This window comes from Nonomuraea sp. 3N208 (genome assembly GCF_052245935.1).
Classification (GTDB): domain Bacteria; phylum Actinomycetota; class Actinomycetes; order Streptosporangiales; family Streptosporangiaceae; genus Nonomuraea.
On the sequence record NZ_JBQQBR010000044.1, the window covers coordinates 17634 to 34924 of the forward strand.

The window sequence follows — 17291 nt, forward strand, 5'->3', positions numbered from 1 at the left end:
TCACCGACACCCTCGGCCTGCTGCTCGCCGTGCTGGTCACCGCCGCCGGCGTCTCCGACAGCGCCGCCGGTCTCCCCCTGCTCACCCAGGTCGCCGCAGACAACCCGGCCATCACCAAGGCCTGGGCCGACAGCGCCTACCGCAACACCGTCATCGAGGGCGGCGCCGCCCTTGGCATCGACGTCGAAGTCGTCCGCCGCGATCCTGCCACCAGGGGATTCGCCGCACTCGATCGCGGTGGTCGTCGACGAGATGCTCCCCCGGGAGGGACGAGACGACCTGCTGGACATTTATGCCCACATGTTCGTCGAGCGCCCCTCGCAGAAGGCGATCGTGATCGGCCACAAGGGGGAACGGCTGCGCGACGTGGGCTCGCGGGCCCGCAAGCAGATCGAGGCGCTGCTGGGGACACGGGTATACCTGGACCTGCGCATCAGCGTGGCCAAGGATTGGCAACGCGACCCGAAGCAACTGCGGCGGCTGGGCTTCTACGACTGAGTCAGCCGCCACCACCTCCGCGGTCGTGGAGACGGTGGCGATGCGCGGGAAGATGTAGTCGAAGGCGAACTCGTGGGCCCGCGCGTCCAGCGCGGTCACCGCGTCTTCAGGGACGATGACCTGGAAGCCGAACTCGTCGGCGAACCGCGCCGTCTGCTCGACGCCGAAGTTCGTGGCGATCCCGGTGATGATCAGAGTGTCGATGCCGCGCGAGCGCAAAGCCTCCTCCAGCCCGGTGTCGTGGAAGGCGCACCGCCTCGGCCAGGTCGAGGGAGCGGGCCACCACGGCGGGACCGGCATGCGGCGCCGTGGGCTGCTCGACGTTGCGCGTCATCAGGTCGATGAGGATGAGCGCGGTACGCCGGGGGCCCAGCTTGTCCATGATCGACATCGTGGTGGTCACTCGACGCGCGTCAGGACGGTGTCCTCGGCCAGGAAGATCCGCCCGTCGGGGTGGACCGCCAGGTTCTGCGCCGGCCGGTCGAGCAGCAGCTTGCCGGTACGGCCGGCCAGGTCGATCTCGAACAGCAGGTGCCGCTGGACCAGGGCGTAGATCCGGCCGTCCGCGGCCGGACGGGCGAGCTCGCCCGCGGTCGAACCCGTGTCCGGGGCCAGCTGCAGGCGGTGCACCACCTGCCGGGAGGCCACGTCGAAGGCGAAGAGCTGCCCGTCGGCGAGTCCCCACAACAGGCCGGTGGAGTCCTGGAGGAGCGCCGGGATGGCCGGGGCTCCGGGGACCGGCGTCATCTCGAAGGTCTTGCCGGCCGAGACGGTCCAGCCGAACAGGCGGGCCTCGGGCTGGGTCGGCGTGGGCGTCGAGTAGCCGCCGTGAATCGACGTCCCGCCGACGATCGTGCCGTCCTGGTAGGCCAGGCTGACGATGGACTGGTCGGTGACTACCGGCAGGTGGACGGCTGCCGCCAGGGTGGTCTTGTCGACGATGACGAGGGCGCCGTTCAGCGTGGTCCCGTCCGGCATGGTGCCGTAGGCCAGGTCGGTGCCCGCGTCGGTCATCGCGCGGATGCGTACCTGGTGCTGCGCCTTCAGATCGGTGATCTTCACCGGGTTGTCGGCCGTCCCCGGCGGGCCGGGCGCGTACTCGGGGCTCGACCAGGGCAGGGACGGGTCGTAGCGGTACAACCGGGAGTCCGGGTACCCGCCGATCCAGACGGCGCCGCCGATCTCGCGGATGCTCTCGATCTGCCCGAAGCTGTGATAGTCCGCCTGTCCGGTGCCGGGATCGATCTCGGCGAAGCCGCTGAGGAACCCGCCGGCGTACACGGTCCCGCTCTGACCGGCGTGCAGCGTGAGGATGAGGACCGGGTCGCCGGGCACGTCGGTCTGGACGAGCTCGCCGCGGCCGGTGATCGGGTTGTGCCGGAAGAGCGCGCCGCGCCACAGGAGCCCGGTGACCGTCTCGCCGGGCCAGTCGCGCGTGCCGAGGTCGGCCCATCCGATGCCGCGGTTGTTGGCGACCCGGCCCATGATGTCGGGGCCGACCGCGGTGAGTTTCCCGGTACGCGGCTGGTAGCGGGTGAGGCGGTTGTTCCGGGTGAAGTAGACCTCGCCGCGCCGGCCGGGCGAGGAGACGTCGAGGCCGGCGACGCCGTCGATGAGGTCGATCCACTTGCTGGCCGAGAGGTCGTAGACGCCGAGCTTGCCGTTGATCGCGGTGCCGAAGCGGGCGTAGAGCTTTCCGGCGTAGGCGTTGAGGTCGTTGACGAGTTGCCCGGTCCCGTCGCCGAGCCCCTCGGGGAGGGGGAGCTCGCGCTTGGCGCCGGTGTCCTTGTGGATGGCGATGACGTGGGCGTCCGGCAGGGTCCCGGCGTAGATGTAGGACCCCCAGACGGCGATGCTGCGGACGTACTGGAGGCCGGGCAGCAGCTGGCCGTAGTCACGGACCCGGCCGGTGCGGTGGTCGTAGCGGAAGACGCGGCCGCCGGGATAGGTGCCGCCGTAGAGGCGGTCCTCATCGTCGATGGCCAGGCGCCAGATGTAGTGCTCGGAGGGGAGCGGGCGGCCGAGGTTCTCCGGCGTGCTGTCCGGGCCCGGCTTGCGGCGGTAGAGAGAGCCGGTGTCGTAGGTGCCGACGTAGAGGGTGCCGTCGCGGGTGGCGACGACCGCGTACGCGCCCGGCGACCCGGTCAGCGGCTGGGTGAGCACCGTCTTGGCGGTGGCGGGGTCCACGGCGTTGAGCTTGGCCGGTTCGCCGGTGGCGACCGACCACAGGACCTTTTTGCCGTGCGGGCCGGGCGCCATGGCGCCGCCGACCAGCGTGACGTCCTGGAGCGGGGAGCCGAGCGGCGTGACGGACACGGCGCGTGCCGGGGTCGGGATGAGGGCGCCCGGCGCCAGGATCGCGGCGGCTAACAGGCTGCGGCGGGTGAGCATAGCGGGGTCCTCCAGCTTCGGCCGGGACCGAAAGGCCCGTTGGCAGGAGATCTGTGGCACCCATGAGAATATCGGTATGGACCGAAAGTACGTCAATGCCTCTAAGAGGTCCTAACAGAAAGATCAGCGGACGAGGCGTCGCCAGCAGATGATCCCTGCGGCGAGAGTCATGAAGGCTTCGTGGATGTCGTCGCGGATCTCCCAGCGGATGCGCAGGCGGCGGAACCAGTGCAAGGGAGACGGCGAGGGGGATGCCTCCTCCTTCGGTGATGACGTGGTGTTTCGAGCCCGGTTTGGCGCGGTCGACCGGGCTCGGGCCGGTTTTGGGCCGCCCTTGAGCGCCCGAACCTGTGAGCTGTCGATCACCGCCTTGGACCAGTCGAGCTGGCCGGCGGCGTGCAACTCGGCGAGCAGGAGCTGGTGCAGCCGGTCCCAGACGCCAGCGGCGTGCCAGTCGCGCAGCCGCCGCCAGCACGTCATCCCCGAGCCGAAGCCCAGCTCCTGCGGCAGGAACTCCCAGGGGATCGCGGTGTAGAGCACGAACAAGATGCCCTGCAACGCCAGCCGGTCATCCAGCCGCTTACGTCCGGGATGACGTCGGCGCCGCTCCACCTTCGGCAGCAGCGGCTCGATCCGTTCCCACAGACTGTCCGGCACGATCCACGGCAGTTGCTCGCCCTTCTTCACACGAAGATCAACGACCGGCAGCGTCGCGGGACACGGCCTAGATCATTTTGCTAGGACCGGACCGTTGACAATTACGGTCCGGCCCGTTATGCCCTTTGCTATGCGCATCCTCTCCGTCGTGCTGTCCACCTTCTTAGCCGCCTCGCCGGTCCAGGGGACCGTCACCGACTTCGGTGTCCAGTCCGCCGCGCTCACCGTCCACGAGGGCCACTTCGGCACCGGCCAGGACGGCCGGCCCGCGGTCTTCGCCATCCAGATGGGCACCCCCGGCGTTGTGGCCGAGGTGGACCCGGTGACCCGCGAGCTGCGTGACACCGTGCCCCTGCCCGGCTCGTCGGGCGGCTGGGGCATCACCCAGACCGCCGACGGCACCGTCTACGCTGGCACCTATCCCAACGGCCACCTCTACTCCTTCAAGCCCGGCGCCGACGTCGCGACCGACCTCGGCCAGGTGGTGCCCGGCGAGACGTACGCCTACGGCCTGCAGGCCGGGGCGGACGGCACCGTCTACGGCGGCACCTACCCCGGGGCGCACGCCTTCTCCTACTCGCCGTCGGTCGGCTTCCGCGACCTGGGCGCGATGTTCCCCGGCCAGCAGTACACCGTGGACGTCGCCGTCGACACCGACCGGCAGCTGCTGTGGGCGGCCATCGGCTCGGCTGGCCACCTGATCAGGCTGGACCTGGCCACCGGCGAGAAGCGCGACATCTGGCCCGAGGCCCTGCGCGGCGACGCCAGCTACCCCTACGACATCAACCTCGTGGCCGGCAAGCTCTTCGTCAAACGCAGCAAGAACCAGGCGCTCGTGCTCAACCCGGACACCGGGGCCGTGCTGGCCGACGGGTTCACCATGAACTCGCGCGGCACCACCAAGACCGCCGCCGGCGGCTACGTCTACTTCACCTCCAGCGGCGCGCTGTGGCGTTACGAGCTGGCCGCCGACCGGCCCGAGCCGGTGCCCGGCCCGGTGAACGCGGGCGGCCCCGCGGTCGGCTGGGGCTTCGTCGACGGCAAGCTCTACGCCGCGATCGGCAACTATGGCGGCGACGCCTTCTCCTACGACCCGGCCACCGGCGCCGCCGAGCGCTTCAAGCTGCCCTTCCCGCACCAGCCCATCGACATCGCCAACATCACGGCGGGGCCGGACGGCAGGATCTACACCAACCTGTTCATCAACGGCAACCTCGCCGTCCTGGACCCGGCCACCGGCACGGTCACCCAGCTCGGCCGGACCGGGCAGACCGACGGGTGGTTCTGGAAGGACGGCAAGCTCTACCTCGGCGTCTACCCCAACGGCTCGATCATGCACTACGACCCGGCGCAGCCCTTCGTGTCGGGCACGAACCCGCGCGAGCTGTTCCGCCTGATCGGCGACGGCCAGAACCGCCCCGTGGCGTTCGCCTCCTCCGGCAGCAAGGTCTACATCGGCAGCACCCCCGACTACGGCCTGTGGGGCGGCGCGCTCACCGTCTACGACGAGACCACCCGCACCCACACCGTCCTGCGCGCGCCCGTCACCGACCAGGGCGTCACGTCCCTGGTCGTCCTGGGCGGCACGCTGTGGGGCGGCACGTCGATCAACGGCGGCGGCGGCACCACACCGAGGGCGACCGAGACTAAGCTGTTCACCTACGACCTGGCCACCGGCGCCAAGCGCGCTGAGTACACCCCCGTCCCGGGCGCGCGGACGATCACCTCGCTGATCGAGGGGCCGGACGGCCTGCTGTGGGGCCTGGCCGACGGCACGCTCTTCCTCGCCGACCCGGCCACCGGTGAGGTGGTACGACGGGTGAAGCTGAGCACCGGCTCGGGCAGCGTGCCCGACGAGCTGCACCTCAACGCGGACGAGCACGTCTACGCCGCGCTGGACGGGAAGCTGCTGCGGATCGACCCGCTGTCGAAGGAGGTCACGGTGGCGGTGGAGTCGGGCGTTCACCGGAGTGCGCAGGACGGGGCCGGTAACGTCTGGTTCCGCAGTGGCACGAAGGACGCCGACGGTGCCATCCAGGGTGGTGCTCGGCTGCTGCGTTACACGCCGCCTGTCGATGCCTGTCCGCGTTCGGACTTGTCGCCGACGGTCACGATCAAGGATCGGGACAGCGGGGTCGCCAACCGGTACCGGGCCGATGGCTGCACGGTCGAGGATCTCATCGAGGACGAGAAGTATTCCGGTGGGCAGCTGGTTACCCATGTGGCCAGGAAGAGTGCGGAGCTGGCGGCTTCTGGGCTGATCACGGCTCGGGAGGCGGGGCGGATCATCGCAGCAGTCCGCTAGCCGCCACCTCGAGACACCAGCTACCTCGACACCAGCCACCCGCTGACCGTCACCCGCTGGCCGCCGCCCCGCTGGCCGTCATCGGGTGGCGGTCACCGGCGGTTGGTCGTCATCGGGTGGCGGTCACCCGACAGCTGGCCACCCCGGAACCCCACCCGGAAACCCCCGACCCCGCCCGGCCCCAGACCCCGCCGCCCGACCCCACGCCGCCCCGCCCTCACGCCGCCCCCGGGCCGCCCGACCCGGCCTCCGGCCCGGGCCTGAGAGGGCGTCTGAAGTGCGAAGTTTGTGATTGATTGCCGGTTACGTGTATCGCCAGGTTGGGGTGGATTCGCCCGTTATGCGTCGGGCGAGGTTGTCGATGGAGGCCAGGCGGATCATGGCTGCGGCGTGGTCTGGCCGCGTCTCGTAGTCGCGGGCTAGCCGGCGGTGGAGCATGAGCCGGCCCAGGGTGCGTTCAACGACCCAGCGGCGCTTGACCACGTGAAGTCCGGGCTGGTTTGAGCGCCGTGGAACGACCTCGACGTCGATGCCCAAGCGGGCGCGATGTTCGACGGCGGCGTTCTTGAAGCCGGTGTCCACCCAGGCCTTGGTGATCGTGGGATAGGTCCGGCTGGCTTGGGTGAGCAGGGTCTTGCCGATGGCGTTGTCGGACAGATCGGCGGCGACGACGGTGATGGCCAGGAGCAGACCGAGGGTGTCGGTCAGGATTCCCCGTTTGCGGCCGACGATCTTCTTGCCGGCGTCGATGCCTTGGGTGTCGAGTGGGACGTTGGTTGAGGTCTTGGCGCTCTGGCTGTCGATGACGCAGGCGCTGGGTTCGGGCTTACGTCCTTCCTTGGTGCGGGCCAGGCCGGTCAGGTCGGTGCCTAACCGGTCGAAGATGCCTTCCTTGGCCCAGGCGGAGAAGTAGTAGTACACGGTCGTGCGGGGCGGGAAGTCGTGGGGCAGGTGCTTCCAGGCGATGCCGGTGCGGTTGACGTAGAGGATGGCGTCGAAGATGTCGCGCAGGCTGGTCGACGGGTCTGCAACGGTGATCCCGGCCCGCGCACGGGCCTGCATGCGTGCGGTTCGCCAGGCGCTCAGGGTCGGCTCGATTAACGCCCAGCGGGCATCGGATAGATCCGAGGGGTATGGACGGCGTGAGGTCGTAGTCCTCGTGCTAGCAACTGTCGCATCAGAAGGCCCGCATCTGTCGAGTTGGGCGATTCGAGGGCATCCCGAGATCGGACGGGCAGGAGGTGTCTCATCAGACAAAATGCCAGCTCGATGGCCCCTCTTCGGGGAGGCTGAATGCGGTGAATGCCCTCAATCCCTATATCTCGGGCCAGGACAAAATCGGGACGAACTATGACAGGTCATCATCAGATACCCACTCAGAGGGCATCTGATCTTGTTTCGTAACGATCTGTCCGTGTCGGAGGGATGGCTGCGTCGTTGATCATCACATGGTGTCTCGGCGTCCCTATCGCAGCGACCTGTCCGATGCCCGCTGGGCGTTGATCGAACCGACGTTGATGGCATGGCGGGCTGCTCGTCGGGGCCCCGGTGTCGCAACAAGGGTCCACGACCTGCGGGAAATCGTGAATGCAATCTTGTATGTGCCGGACCGGGATCCCATGGGAGTGCCTCCCGCATGACTTCCCGCCGTACAAGACGGTCTATGACTACTACGCCAAGTGGCAGGCCGACGGCACCACCCAAGCGGTCCATGACCTGCTCCGCGAGCAGGTCCGCGTCGCCAAGGGGCGCAAGCCCGCGCCCACCGCGGCGATCATCGATGCGCAGAGCGTGAAGACCTCCGGCAATGTCGGTGAGGCCAGCTCGGCACACTGGAAGAGGTGGTGGTTTGTCGGCGTGTGCGGGTGCGCTTACAGCGCTCGTGCTCAGCAGTACGGTCGCCATGATTGCGGTCCAGGCGGTTGGCCGCCGACCGTGTCGATGCCGGCGACCTTGGTGATGCACTCGTCGGCGGCTTGGGCCATGGTGGCGAACTCCTGGCGGGCGATGGAGTGGGGGTTGGCGGCCTCGAAGGTGGTGGCGCGGTGCATGTCCTTCGTCGCGGTCATCGCGGCTCGTGCGGCGAACATGGCGTCGCGGGCGCCTGAGACCGAGGCTCCGCCCGTGGGATCAGCCGGAGCTTGAGCGCCGCTTTCTGTAGGCGCGTTGCTGGCAGGCGCGTGAGCAGTAGGCCCGTGGGCGTCCGGAGGCGGGCTGCTCCACGGGTTTGCCGCAGATGGGACAGGCCACCGTTTCGTCACGACTTTCATCACGCCGCTGAATGAGCAGTTCCACGCCGTCGAGCAGGCGGGCGAGGCCGAACTCGAAAGAGTCCTCGGGACGGTCCCAGCCGCCCTCCTGCCACAGCCGCGTCACGGTCGGGTAGGCGTAGAGCCGGTCATAGAGCGTGTCGCGGGCGCCCCACCACTCGCCCTCGCTCACCCCGCTGCGGCGCTCGGCCTCCGCGATCTCCACCAGGCGCACCGACTCCGCCTCCACGAAGCGGCCGATCAGGTCCACCACGGCGATGACCTCGGCGGGCGGGAGTCCCGTTTCGGCGACGATACTCAGCAGGTGCTCGTAGACGGCCAGGGCGTTGGGGCCGGGGACGTGCCTGCTGCCGCGCACCTCGGCCAGCCAGGGGTGGTGGGTGCGCAGCTCCCAGCCCGCGCGCACGCTCGCCTCCAGCCGCACCCGCCACCCGCCACCCGGCTCGTGCGCGGGCGCGGGCGGGCGGTGCTCGCCCAGGGCCGCGTCGACCATGAGGTCCACGAGCTCGTCGCGGCCGGGCACGTGCCGGTAGAGCGACATCGTGGTGAACCCCAGCCGCTCGGCGACCTTGCGCATCGACAGCCCCGCCAGCCCTTCGGCGTCGGCCAGCTCGATCGCCGCCGCCACGATCCGCCCCACGCTCAGCCCCGGCCGCGGCTCCCGCTCGACATCCCGCCACAGCAGCTCGACCTTGCGGTCCGGATCTTCCCCCGTTTGCATGCCGCTAGTTTACGGTGTTATACCTCATGTACACCATAAACATCGAGGCGGTTCTCATGAACGACTTCTACGTCGCTGTAGACGGCGACGACTCGGCCCCCGGTACGGCGGAGCACCCCTTCGCCACCGTCGAACGCGCCGCCCAGGCAGCCAGGGCAGCCGGCGGGGGCACCGTTCACCTGCGGGCGGGCACGCACGTCCTGACCCGGCCCCTGGAGCTGACCGAGGCCGACTCGGGCACCACCTACCAGGCCCACGGGTACGGCACGGCCCACCAGGAAGAGGTGACCCTGAGCGGCGGCCGCGAGATCACCGGCTGGCGCGAGGAGGGCGGCCGGTGGCTGGCCGACGTCGGCGACCTCGACACCCGCCAGCTCTACGTGGACGGGCGCAGGGCCGAACGGGCCGCCCTCGACGCCCTGCCCGGCGAGGTGAGCGTTTCCGAGACGGGTTACGTCACGGACAGCACGGAGCCGCTGGGCTGGCACAGCCCGGCCGACGTCGAGTTCGTCTACCGTGGCCTCTATCCCTGGACCGAGGCCCGCATCGGAGTCACCGCCGTCGCCGGCAGCCCCGGCGTCGGGGCCGGGGTGAGGATCAGCATGGCGGAGCCCGCCTTCGAGCGCGCCTACGCCCTCTACAACTCCACCTGGGAGGGCCAGACCTCCTCAGGCCCAGGTCTGCCGACCCGCGTGGAGAACGACGCGAGCTTCCTCACCGAGCCGGGCACGTTCGCGCTCGACCGCTCCCGCCGTACCCTGCACTACCTGCCGCGCGCGGGTGAGCAGCCCGGCCGCACCCGGGTCGTCGCTCCTGTCCTGGAGACCCTGGTGCACCTGCGAGACGCCAGGGACGTCGCCTTCCTGGGGCTCGGCTTCGCCGACGCGACCTGGTTGCGGCCCAGCCGTACCGGAGGGTTCCTGCACTATCACGGCAGCGGCTACTACGAGGGCGGGCCGATCGAGCGGGTGACGGTGGTCGAAGGGCAGGCCTGGGTCACGGTGCCGGGACGATCCGAGACCGTGCCCGCGTGCGTGGTGCTCGACGGGGCCGCGGAGGTCCGCGTCGAGGGCTGCCGGTTCACCAGGCTAGGGGCGACGGGGCTGGGGCTGTCGGGCGGGTCGGGTCTGAGCGTGCGGGGGTGCGACTTCGACACGCTCTCGGCCTCGGCCATCTCCGTCAGCGACGGGCAGGACGTCCTCGTCGAGGACAACTGGATCCACCACGTCGGGCTCGACCACTCCGGCTCCCCGGGCATCGCGCTGACCGGTACGCGCAGGTGCACGGTCGTCGGCAACCACGTGGCGGACGTGCCCCACTGCGGCATCGTGGCAGGACCGGGCGAGGGCACGCGCATTCTGCGGAACCTGACCACCGGCACCATGCAGGTGCTGGCCGACGGCGGCGGCATCTACCTGTCCCACCCGCAGGGGTCGTCGGCCGAGACCGGGGCCGTCATCGCGGGCAACGTCATCGAGGACACGCGGACGCCGTACAACTTCGGGCTTTACACCGACTACGGCGCCGCGTGGGTGACCGTCGAGGAGAACGTCGTGACGCGCGCGGACAGCACCGCCGTCCTGACCGTCCATCCGCCACTGGAGAACGTTGTCTACCGGGGCAACTTCTGGGACGCTGACCCGCTGGGCAGCGACGATCCGCCCGCGGGCGTCACCTACGAGGGCAACCGCACGATCGCCGACGAGCAGGAACTGCGGGCGGCCACCGCCGGCATCCGCGCACGGGCGGGGCTGCGCCGTGCGGTGCAGGCGTAGTCGGCTGAGTCAAGATCGTCCGTGAGCCCGAGCCCGAATGGGTGCGCCTCTCGTGTGGACGATCTCACGCAGGTGGGGGCGACGTGGCTGTGAGAGCTCCACACGTTGACCGGAGGATGCTCTCCGCGCACGCGGGACTTTGCTACCCGTCTTGGGCGCAGGCTTGCACGGCGCCGTGCAGGTCCGGATGGATGAACTCGTATCCGGCCTGGGTCAGCCGTGCGGGTACGACCCGTCGGCCGCCCAGGATGATGTCGGCGCCGGCTCCGACGAACAGGCGCGCCAGCACGGCCGGCGTCGGCCTCGGCGGATCCGCATGGACCACCTGGGCCAGTGTCTCGGCGAACTGCCGGCTCCGTACCTCCTGGGGCGCGACCAGGTTGTAGGCGCCGCGCCGCCCAACATGCCTGCCACAGCCAGTCGTTTCTGTGTCTCAAGCGCGACGGGTGCCCTTCGTGATCTGCTGAAGTATGGATGTGTAGTTCTGGAAGGCGTCGCGCCCTTCGTCGGTCAATGCCAGCCAGGTTCGGGGGCGTTTGCCGACGAAGCCTCTCGTCGCCTGCACGTAGCCTGCCTTCTCCAGCGTGTTGATGTGCTTGGACAGGAGCGAGTCGCTGACCTCGATCGTGTCCCTCAGAAGGCCGAACTCAACCGTTTCCGCCGCCGCGAGCATGGCCATGATGGACAGGCGCACCGGGGCGTGGATGATCTCGTCGAGCGCGTGCCGTGGATGGCTCACCGGTCCTCCGCGGAGCGGAATATGCGCACCGCGCCATACAGCAGGCATAGGTGACGGAGCGCGAGAGCCGGAACTGCAACCGACCGTAGGCCCGCTGGCGGGCCATATAGAGGGCACCGGCCACGACGAGGGCAGCAGGTATCCAGATGGCGTAGTCCTTGATCGCTTCGGGGCCGAGCAGCGTGGTCAGCCAGTAGGCGGTGTTCCCGAGCCACATCCCCAGGAAGAACCGTGCGCCCCGGAGACTGGACTTCCGTACCGCACCCTGCGCGCGGTCCACCTCACGAAGGGCGGCCTCCGCTGACAAGTCGTCATGCCTCGGTCATGTTTCCTCCCGCTCATCTACTTGACTAACTGTAGAGTGCTCAACTGTCGTTCAAGTGTCGAGGGATGAATGAGTAACCCTGGTGAGACCGCGCTATCAGCTGGACCGGCCGCAGTTCCTCCCGCACCGGATCACCACCATCGACACGATGGCTTCGACAGCGTGGTGTTTTGCCCCCACCCTCGCGTCGCGGTGTGTGATTTAGGGGACGGTTGTGCCCAGTGGGGGTATCCATCGACTCGCGGCAGATCGTGCACGACCGATGAGATCGGCGCCCCGGGCCGGTCGTACCCAACGACGACCCAGCGCGAAGGGAACTGCGACCATGAAACTGACGACCGTCACGAACGTCTCCGTCGACGGAGTGACGCAGGGACATCGACGGATTGATGCAGGGACCCGGCGCGAAGCCGGCGCGCCGGACGAGGATGGCAGCGGCGGATTCGGGCGCTTCGGATGGGCCCCGCCACTGCTCGACGATGAGGCCTCGACGTTCATCAGCCAGGCCTTCCAGCGAGCCGACGCGTTCCTGTTCGGGCGGCGGACCTACGAGATCTTCGCCGGCTCTTGGGGAGCAGGCATGGATCCGGGAAACCCCGTCGGAGAGGCGTTGAACACGCGGCCCAAGTACGTCGCCTCGACCACGCTCACCGACCCGCAATGGCCGGACACGACCGTCCTGTCCGGTGACATCGCGGGCGCCATCGACGAGCTGAGAGCCATCAAGCCGGGCGGTGAGCTGCAAGTGTGGGGCAGCGGCACCCTGATCCGCTGGCTGCTCAACCACCGGCTGGTCGACCAGGTCGTACTGCTCACCTATCCCGTGGTCGTCGGCCAGGGCACGCGGCTCTTCCCCGCCACCGGCCCGGACATAGGACTCGAGCTGATCGACTTGCAGTCCACCCCGAAGGGGCTGACGATCCAGACCTACCGCACCACCGGTCGCCCGCAGTACGAGACCGCCACGACCTGAATGAGGGGAGAACCCGGGCGTCCGGACTATCCCCGCACTAGCAGACAGGCCCAGGTCCTGGCGTTAGAGAGACCAAGGGACGGAAACCGACAACCTGTTCATGACGGCCGGTCACTGCGTGGAGCCGAACGGCCTGTCCTTCGGGGACGTCGTCTGGACGAACTGGAGAGCGGGGGTGGGCACGATCGGCCTGCCGGGTCACACGACCACGTACGGCGACCTCGCCCTGATGAAAGTGGGGCACCCGCCCGCGACCATCGGGCGAATCCGGCCAGGACATGCGTTCTACTCCGTCCTGCCCGGCGGCGGTGTCGAAGACAGCGACCGCAGCCTCGAGGCGGCGCTGCTACGCGAGATCGAGGAAGAACTCGGCGGTCAGGCCGTCATTCACTCCCTCATCCACATCGACGGCAGTGTGCCTGGGCAGCGGCAATATATTTTCCTGGCGCGCATTGACGCCTGGGATATCGGGGCGCGGTCCGGCCCGGAGTTCAACGATCCCGCCCGGGGCCAATACCTCCTGCAGACCACACCGCTGACGCGTGACGCCGTTGCCGGCTTGAACCTGCTACCTGATGCGGTGGCTGTCCTTCTTGCCGGTCATGTCCGCGTGCTGTTTGCCATGGCCGATCTTCGCGGATGAGGTAGACGAGTGTGTACTTCCCCGGAGCGATGGCGGTCGGCGTGTCGCCGTCGATGGCCGATGATCATTCTCCCGGCAGGGCGCGCACAGCGGGTTGATGGTCCATCATGGAGGGTCATCGGCCCGCGCGGCTTCAAGCCCCGGGACAGCCGGAACCACTGTGGGGAATCATGCGGACCTTTTTCGAGCCGGACCAGGAGGAGGAGTTCGAGGCGGCCAAGGATCTGCTGATCCGCCGCTGCCGGGACTGGGCCGGGGACCGCGGACTGGCCGCCGCCGGCTTGGTGCTGACGGCGGCCTTGGATTCCCGCCATCGCAGCAGAGACGGACGGCTGGCCTTCTGGGATGCCGCGCAGGTGCGGCGGTTCCTGCTGGAGTGGATCCCCCGGTACGTAGCCGCACCCCGGGAGGACCTCGACGCCGCCCCGGAAAGCCTGATCACGCTGCTGCGTTACCTCGACGCGACCGGCATTCGCGACCCGCGCGGCGCCACGACGGACGCGTTGGAGAAGGCCGTGGCCGAGGCTGTTAAGGAATATCCGGCGGCATTGGAGGACCCGCACCGCCAAGGGCTGGCGAGGTTCTGGGCGCAGGTGGCCATCGACAACGGTGTCGACCCGAGCGATCACAAAGCCCTGACGAAGTTCCAGCGTGACGTCGACGCGGGGCGGGTGGCGTACGACGCCGACGTGCTCGACAAGGTGGTGGAGGCACGTTTCTTCGGAATCGGGCCCGACGAAGAGCGGGCGTTCCCCCAGCCGCCCATCGTCCTGCCGCCCGCACTGGAGATCGCCGCGGCCGCGGCGCGAAGTGAGACCGTACGGAGGTTGGCGGTGCTGGCCGACTGGGCCGGAGCGGAGGGCCGGCCAATGACCACCGCCGGAAACCTCCGCGTGGCCGACGCCCGCGAGCTGGCCGAGCTCCTCGGCACCGGCGAACAGGACCTCAAGGTCCGCAGCGCCACGCACATGCCCAAAGTGCACCTCTTCGTCGAATGGGCGAAGGGCGCCCGCCTGGTCCGCGTGAGCAAAGGTCGCCTCCTGCGGGTAGCCAAGGCCGCACCCTTGCTGCGTGACCCGGAACGGCTGTGGTCGCGGGCCTTCGAGGTCTTCTTCGACCTCGGCCCGCTGATCGGCGCCTCCGCCTCGGGGTGGGACGTCCAGTCGCTGCTGGCGGAGGTCTTCGACGAGGTGATGGCGGACGTACTGAACAGCGTGTACGGCCTCTTTGGCCGGGTCCCCGTGGTCCGCCTCCAGGAGACGGTCTGGCTGGCCTGCCACGAATACCTGCAACTGGACGATCGGCCGCACGACCTGTGGCGGCGGAAGGTCGACCAGGACCTGGTCGCGGCGCTGGAGGCACTGGCCGACCTCGGCGCCGTCGAACTGAGCCACGGCGTCGCCGACGCCCTCTACCTCAGCGACCTGGGCGATGACGACGAAGAACAGCCCTTGCCACCCGAAGCGCGGACCCGGCTGCGTGCCATCCTCACCGAGCCGGGCCTGCTCGTGAGCCTGACGCCGCTCGGCATGCGGGGCGTGCGCGAGCGGATGCTCGCCGAGGGCCGGGACGCACCGCTGGTGGGAGAGCTGGCGGAGGCGGCGCCGGGCGAGCTGCTCGGCGTGCTCGCGGAGCACTACCCGCAGGAGGAGGCGAGGACGGAGCTGGAGGGCTGGCTCGCGGCACACGGCGGGGACGTCGAGCCGTTGCTGGACGCCATACGGGCCTGCCCGTTCCGCACCCGCGCGTCCGCCATGCTCACCACTCTTGTGGGGGCCTATCCCGACGGCCGGTCGCTCCTCGCCGGCATGCGCGGGGACCGCGTGCTCGGCCCCATCGCCATCACCCTGCTGCACGACGCCGGAGCCGTGGGACCCGACGATCTGTCCTCGTCAGAACAACTCCTGCTCATGACCGAAGGCCTGCTCAACTTGCTGGAGCTGGCTGGTCCAGAGGAGGTCGTGACGCAGCTCAGCCAGATGGCGGGCAGAGAGGCGCCACAGATCATCGAGGTGGTGACGCAATCCGGTCATCCCGCCACGGTCGGCATGGAGGAGCTACGCAAGCTGGTGGCCGAGCCGATGCGTGCTCGTTCCCACAGGCTCCGCTTCATCGAAGGACCTCGGCCGGGGGCGCGCGGCCGCCGTTCCGGTCATGGCAAGAAACGCAGGCGCTGATCTCAGGATCAAGACGCTGCCAGGACCGTTGAGCCCCGGCTTCTCCCTGGCCCGGGCAGCTGAGCGCAGCGACCCTCCAGGACGGGAAGGGGGAGCGCCGGGGTTCTCATCGAGAAGGATCTTCATCAAGCAACTCGGTCGCTCGGTCCCTCGACCACGGGGAAGCCGCTCCGAATCTCCGGATCGACGACCACTCCCGGGACTGGCTGCTGGAAGGGCAGGACATGTCCCACGCGCCCATCGAACTCTCGGAAGACATCCGCCATACCGGCGAGCACGATGTTGCCCGGCTGGCGCAGCAGATCGATGGCCTCTTCACCGTCTACGAGAACGATGGTGCTCCCGCTGCGCACCAGCTTGTACTGCGACTGGTGTTCGACCTTGCCCAGAGTCCGCAGGTTTTTGATCGACTTGCGGATGCTCTGCAGCGACGTCACGTCGTTCTCTCGCAGGTAGACGATGGATCGGAGTGCGACCACGTCCCTGTAGGAGTAGAGAACCTTGTGTGGCGCTCCAGTGCCTCAACTGGCCGACCGAGGCGCCAGAGAGCGCTGCAGAGAGGACGGTTGTGTACACGTCGCGCTCCCTTTCTCCCGAGTGGTCCTGGCTGGACATTAACGTCTTTGACTGGGTTTACATACGGTAATTTGCTCGCAATTGGCCCCTGCCGACAGAGTGTTCCGAGCAGAAACGTCGATTGCCGCTCAAGCACACCGTGCCCAAGACATCACACTTCGCATGCAAAATCGCAGAAAGCGTCACGCATCAGGAGTGTGGCTGTTGGTGCTGGCCCAGGCTCATCCCGGTAACCGCGGTGATGTCGGGGGACCAGGAGATCTCGTCGAGCCGGTCGATTGCGTCTGGCGGAAGGTCGAGGGTGAAGCCCGCCAGGTTGCCGTGGAGTTGGTCCAGATTGCGTGGGCCGATGATGACAGAGGTCACCCCCGGGCGCTGCCGTACCCAGGCGAGGGCGACGGCGGTGGAGGTGGTGCCCAACTCGGCCGCCACCTTGCCGACCTCATCAGCGATGTGCAGCGTGCGGTCGTTGAGCAGCCCCTCGGCCCAGGTCCGGGCCATCGGCACGGGTGAAGCCAGTAGCCGACCCATCCTGCTGTCGGCAGCGGGGACGGCGTGGCGGGCGTACCGTCCGGCCAGCACCCCGCCGGCCAGTGGCGACCAGATCATGGTGCCCAAGCCGTGGCGCTCGCATGCGGGCAGAATCTCCGCCTCGATTGCCCGGGCCGCCATCGAGTACTGCGGCTGGAGAACGATGAAGGGGGTGAGGCCCAGACGTTCGGCGGCCCAGCGGGATTCCACGATCTGGCTGGCGGTGAAGTTGGAGCAGCCGAGGTAGCGCACCTTGCCCGCGCGCACGAAGCCGTCCAGGGTGGCGAGGGTCTCCTCAATGGGGGTGTGTGGATCCCACTGATGGCACAGGTAGAGATCAATGTAGTCGGTGCCGAGCCGGCGCAGGCTCGCCTCCAACGCTCGGGTCAGGTGGACCCGGGACAGTCCTCGATCGTTGGGCCCTGGGCCGGTGGGCAGGTAGGCCTTGGTAGCCAGCACGACCAAGGGTCGCTTGCCGCTGATGGCCCGGCCCAGGATCTCTTCGGACTGGCCGCCGGTGTATGCGTCGGCGGTGTCTACGAAGTTGTGCCCGAGTTCGAGGAAGGTGTCGACGATGCGTCGGGCCTCCGGCTCGTCGCAGCTTCCCACACCGCCGGTGGTGCCGAAGTTCATCGTCCCCAGGCAGGCCGGGGAGACCTTCAGGCCGGAGTGGCCGAGTGTCTGGTACTCCATCGGGGATACCCTTTCGC

The 17291-nt window shown here is 68.8% G+C and carries 13 protein-coding genes and 5 pseudogenes; 8 read left to right on the forward strand and 10 right to left on the reverse strand.

Annotation, left to right across the window (positions count from 1 at the left end):
- Nucleotides 1–29 precede the first annotated feature (29 nt).
- Together ACTWPT_RS46855 and ACTWPT_RS46860 are read left to right on the forward strand one after the other, a co-directional pair.
- Nucleotides 30–119, forward strand: a pseudogene (locus ACTWPT_RS46855) (hypothetical protein); the annotation flags it as partial.
- Between the two features lie 103 nt (nt 120–222).
- Nucleotides 223–498, forward strand: a pseudogene (locus ACTWPT_RS46860) (KH domain-containing protein); the annotation flags it as partial.
- A 27-nt stretch (nt 499–525) separates the two neighbouring features.
- Here the strand turns inward: ACTWPT_RS46860 and ACTWPT_RS46865 are convergent.
- From ACTWPT_RS46865 to ACTWPT_RS46875, 3 genes and pseudogenes are all read right to left on the reverse strand, one after another.
- Nucleotides 526–798, reverse strand: a pseudogene (locus tag ACTWPT_RS46865) (isochorismatase family cysteine hydrolase); the annotation flags it as partial.
- A gap of 99 nt (nt 799–897) precedes the next feature.
- Nucleotides 898–2889, reverse strand: coding sequence for a hypothetical protein (locus ACTWPT_RS46870; RefSeq protein WP_443184087.1), 1992 nt, complete (start codon nt 2887–2889; stop codon nt 898–900).
- 270 nt (nt 2890–3159) lie between these two features.
- Nucleotides 3160–3558: pseudogene (locus ACTWPT_RS46875) on the reverse strand (IS5 family transposase); the annotation flags it as partial.
- 118 nt (nt 3559–3676) lie between these two features.
- Between ACTWPT_RS46875 and ACTWPT_RS46880 the strand changes: the two are divergent.
- Nucleotides 3677–5851: a hypothetical protein gene (locus tag ACTWPT_RS46880; protein ID WP_443184022.1), complete on the forward strand. Its 2175-nt coding sequence runs from the start codon at nt 3677–3679 to the stop codon at nt 5849–5851.
- 303 nt (nt 5852–6154) lie between these two features.
- Here the strand turns inward: ACTWPT_RS46880 and ACTWPT_RS46885 are convergent, their stop codons facing one another.
- Nucleotides 6155–7060 (reverse strand): IS5 family transposase, encoded by a 906-nt coding sequence (locus ACTWPT_RS46885; RefSeq protein ID WP_443184084.1) that lies wholly within the window; start codon nt 7058–7060, stop codon nt 6155–6157.
- A 239-nt stretch (nt 7061–7299) separates the two neighbouring features.
- On the opposite strand from ACTWPT_RS46885, the pseudogene ACTWPT_RS46890 reads away from it, so the two are divergent.
- Nucleotides 7300–7663 (forward strand): annotated as a pseudogene (locus ACTWPT_RS46890) (transposase); the annotation flags it as partial.
- Nucleotides 7664–7737: 74 nt separating this feature from the next.
- Here the strand turns inward: ACTWPT_RS46890 and ACTWPT_RS46895 are convergent.
- Together ACTWPT_RS46895 and ACTWPT_RS46900 are read right to left on the reverse strand one after the other, a co-directional pair.
- Nucleotides 7738–7920 carry a hypothetical protein gene (locus tag ACTWPT_RS46895; RefSeq protein ID WP_443184088.1) on the reverse strand — a complete coding sequence of 61 codons (183 nt, stop codon included), beginning with the start codon at nt 7918–7920 and terminating at the stop codon, nt 7738–7740.
- 61 nt (nt 7921–7981) lie between these two features.
- The gene (locus tag ACTWPT_RS46900; RefSeq protein ID WP_443184023.1) at nt 7982–8842 is read right to left on the reverse strand and encodes a TetR/AcrR family transcriptional regulator C-terminal domain-containing protein; all 861 of its coding nucleotides are present in this window, start codon (nt 8840–8842) and stop codon (nt 7982–7984) included.
- Between the two features lie 26 nt (nt 8843–8868).
- Between ACTWPT_RS46900 and ACTWPT_RS46905 the strand changes: the two genes are divergently transcribed.
- Nucleotides 8869–10617, forward strand: a complete 1749-nt coding sequence (locus ACTWPT_RS46905) for a right-handed parallel beta-helix repeat-containing protein (protein ID WP_443184024.1) — start codon at nt 8869–8871, stop codon at nt 10615–10617.
- 142 nt (nt 10618–10759) lie between these two features.
- Here ACTWPT_RS46905 and ACTWPT_RS46910 read toward each other — a convergent pair whose 3' ends face one another.
- Together ACTWPT_RS46910 and ACTWPT_RS46915 are read right to left on the reverse strand one after the other, a co-directional pair.
- A complete protein-coding gene (locus ACTWPT_RS46910) occupies nt 10760–10942 on the reverse strand; it encodes a DUF1731 domain-containing protein (RefSeq protein WP_443184025.1) in 183 nt (60 codons plus the stop codon).
- Nucleotides 10943–11050: 108 nt separating this feature from the next.
- The gene (locus ACTWPT_RS46915; RefSeq protein ID WP_443184026.1) at nt 11051–11356 is read right to left on the reverse strand and encodes a winged helix-turn-helix domain-containing protein; all 306 of its coding nucleotides are present in this window, start codon (nt 11354–11356) and stop codon (nt 11051–11053) included.
- 650 nt (nt 11357–12006) lie between these two features.
- On the opposite strand from ACTWPT_RS46915, the gene ACTWPT_RS46920 reads away from it, so the two are divergent.
- The 3 genes from ACTWPT_RS46920 to ACTWPT_RS46930 all read left to right on the forward strand — a co-directional run bounded on the left by ACTWPT_RS46920 (nt 12007) and on the right by ACTWPT_RS46930 (nt 15474).
- Entirely contained in the window at nt 12007–12654 is a 648-nt protein-coding gene (locus ACTWPT_RS46920) for a dihydrofolate reductase family protein (RefSeq protein ID WP_443184027.1), read from the forward strand.
- A gap of 100 nt (nt 12655–12754) precedes the next feature.
- Nucleotides 12755–13297 carry an NUDIX domain-containing protein gene (locus ACTWPT_RS46925; protein WP_443184028.1) on the forward strand — a complete coding sequence of 181 codons (543 nt, stop codon included), beginning with the start codon at nt 12755–12757 and terminating at the stop codon, nt 13295–13297.
- A gap of 170 nt (nt 13298–13467) precedes the next feature.
- Nucleotides 13468–15474, forward strand: a complete 2007-nt coding sequence (locus tag ACTWPT_RS46930) for a hypothetical protein (RefSeq protein ID WP_443184029.1) — start codon at nt 13468–13470, stop codon at nt 15472–15474.
- 125 nt (nt 15475–15599) lie between these two features.
- On the opposite strand, the gene ACTWPT_RS46935 is transcribed toward ACTWPT_RS46930, so the two are convergent.
- Both ACTWPT_RS46935 and ACTWPT_RS46940 read right to left on the reverse strand, forming a co-directional pair.
- Nucleotides 15600–15911 carry a hypothetical protein gene (locus ACTWPT_RS46935; RefSeq protein WP_443184030.1) on the reverse strand — a complete coding sequence of 104 codons (312 nt, stop codon included), beginning with the start codon at nt 15909–15911 and terminating at the stop codon, nt 15600–15602.
- A 328-nt stretch (nt 15912–16239) separates the two neighbouring features.
- Complete coding sequence (locus ACTWPT_RS46940) at nt 16240–17274, reverse strand: aldo/keto reductase (protein ID WP_443184031.1); 1035 nt, start codon at nt 17272–17274, stop codon at nt 16240–16242.
- Between the last annotated feature and the right edge of the window lie 17 nt (nt 17275–17291).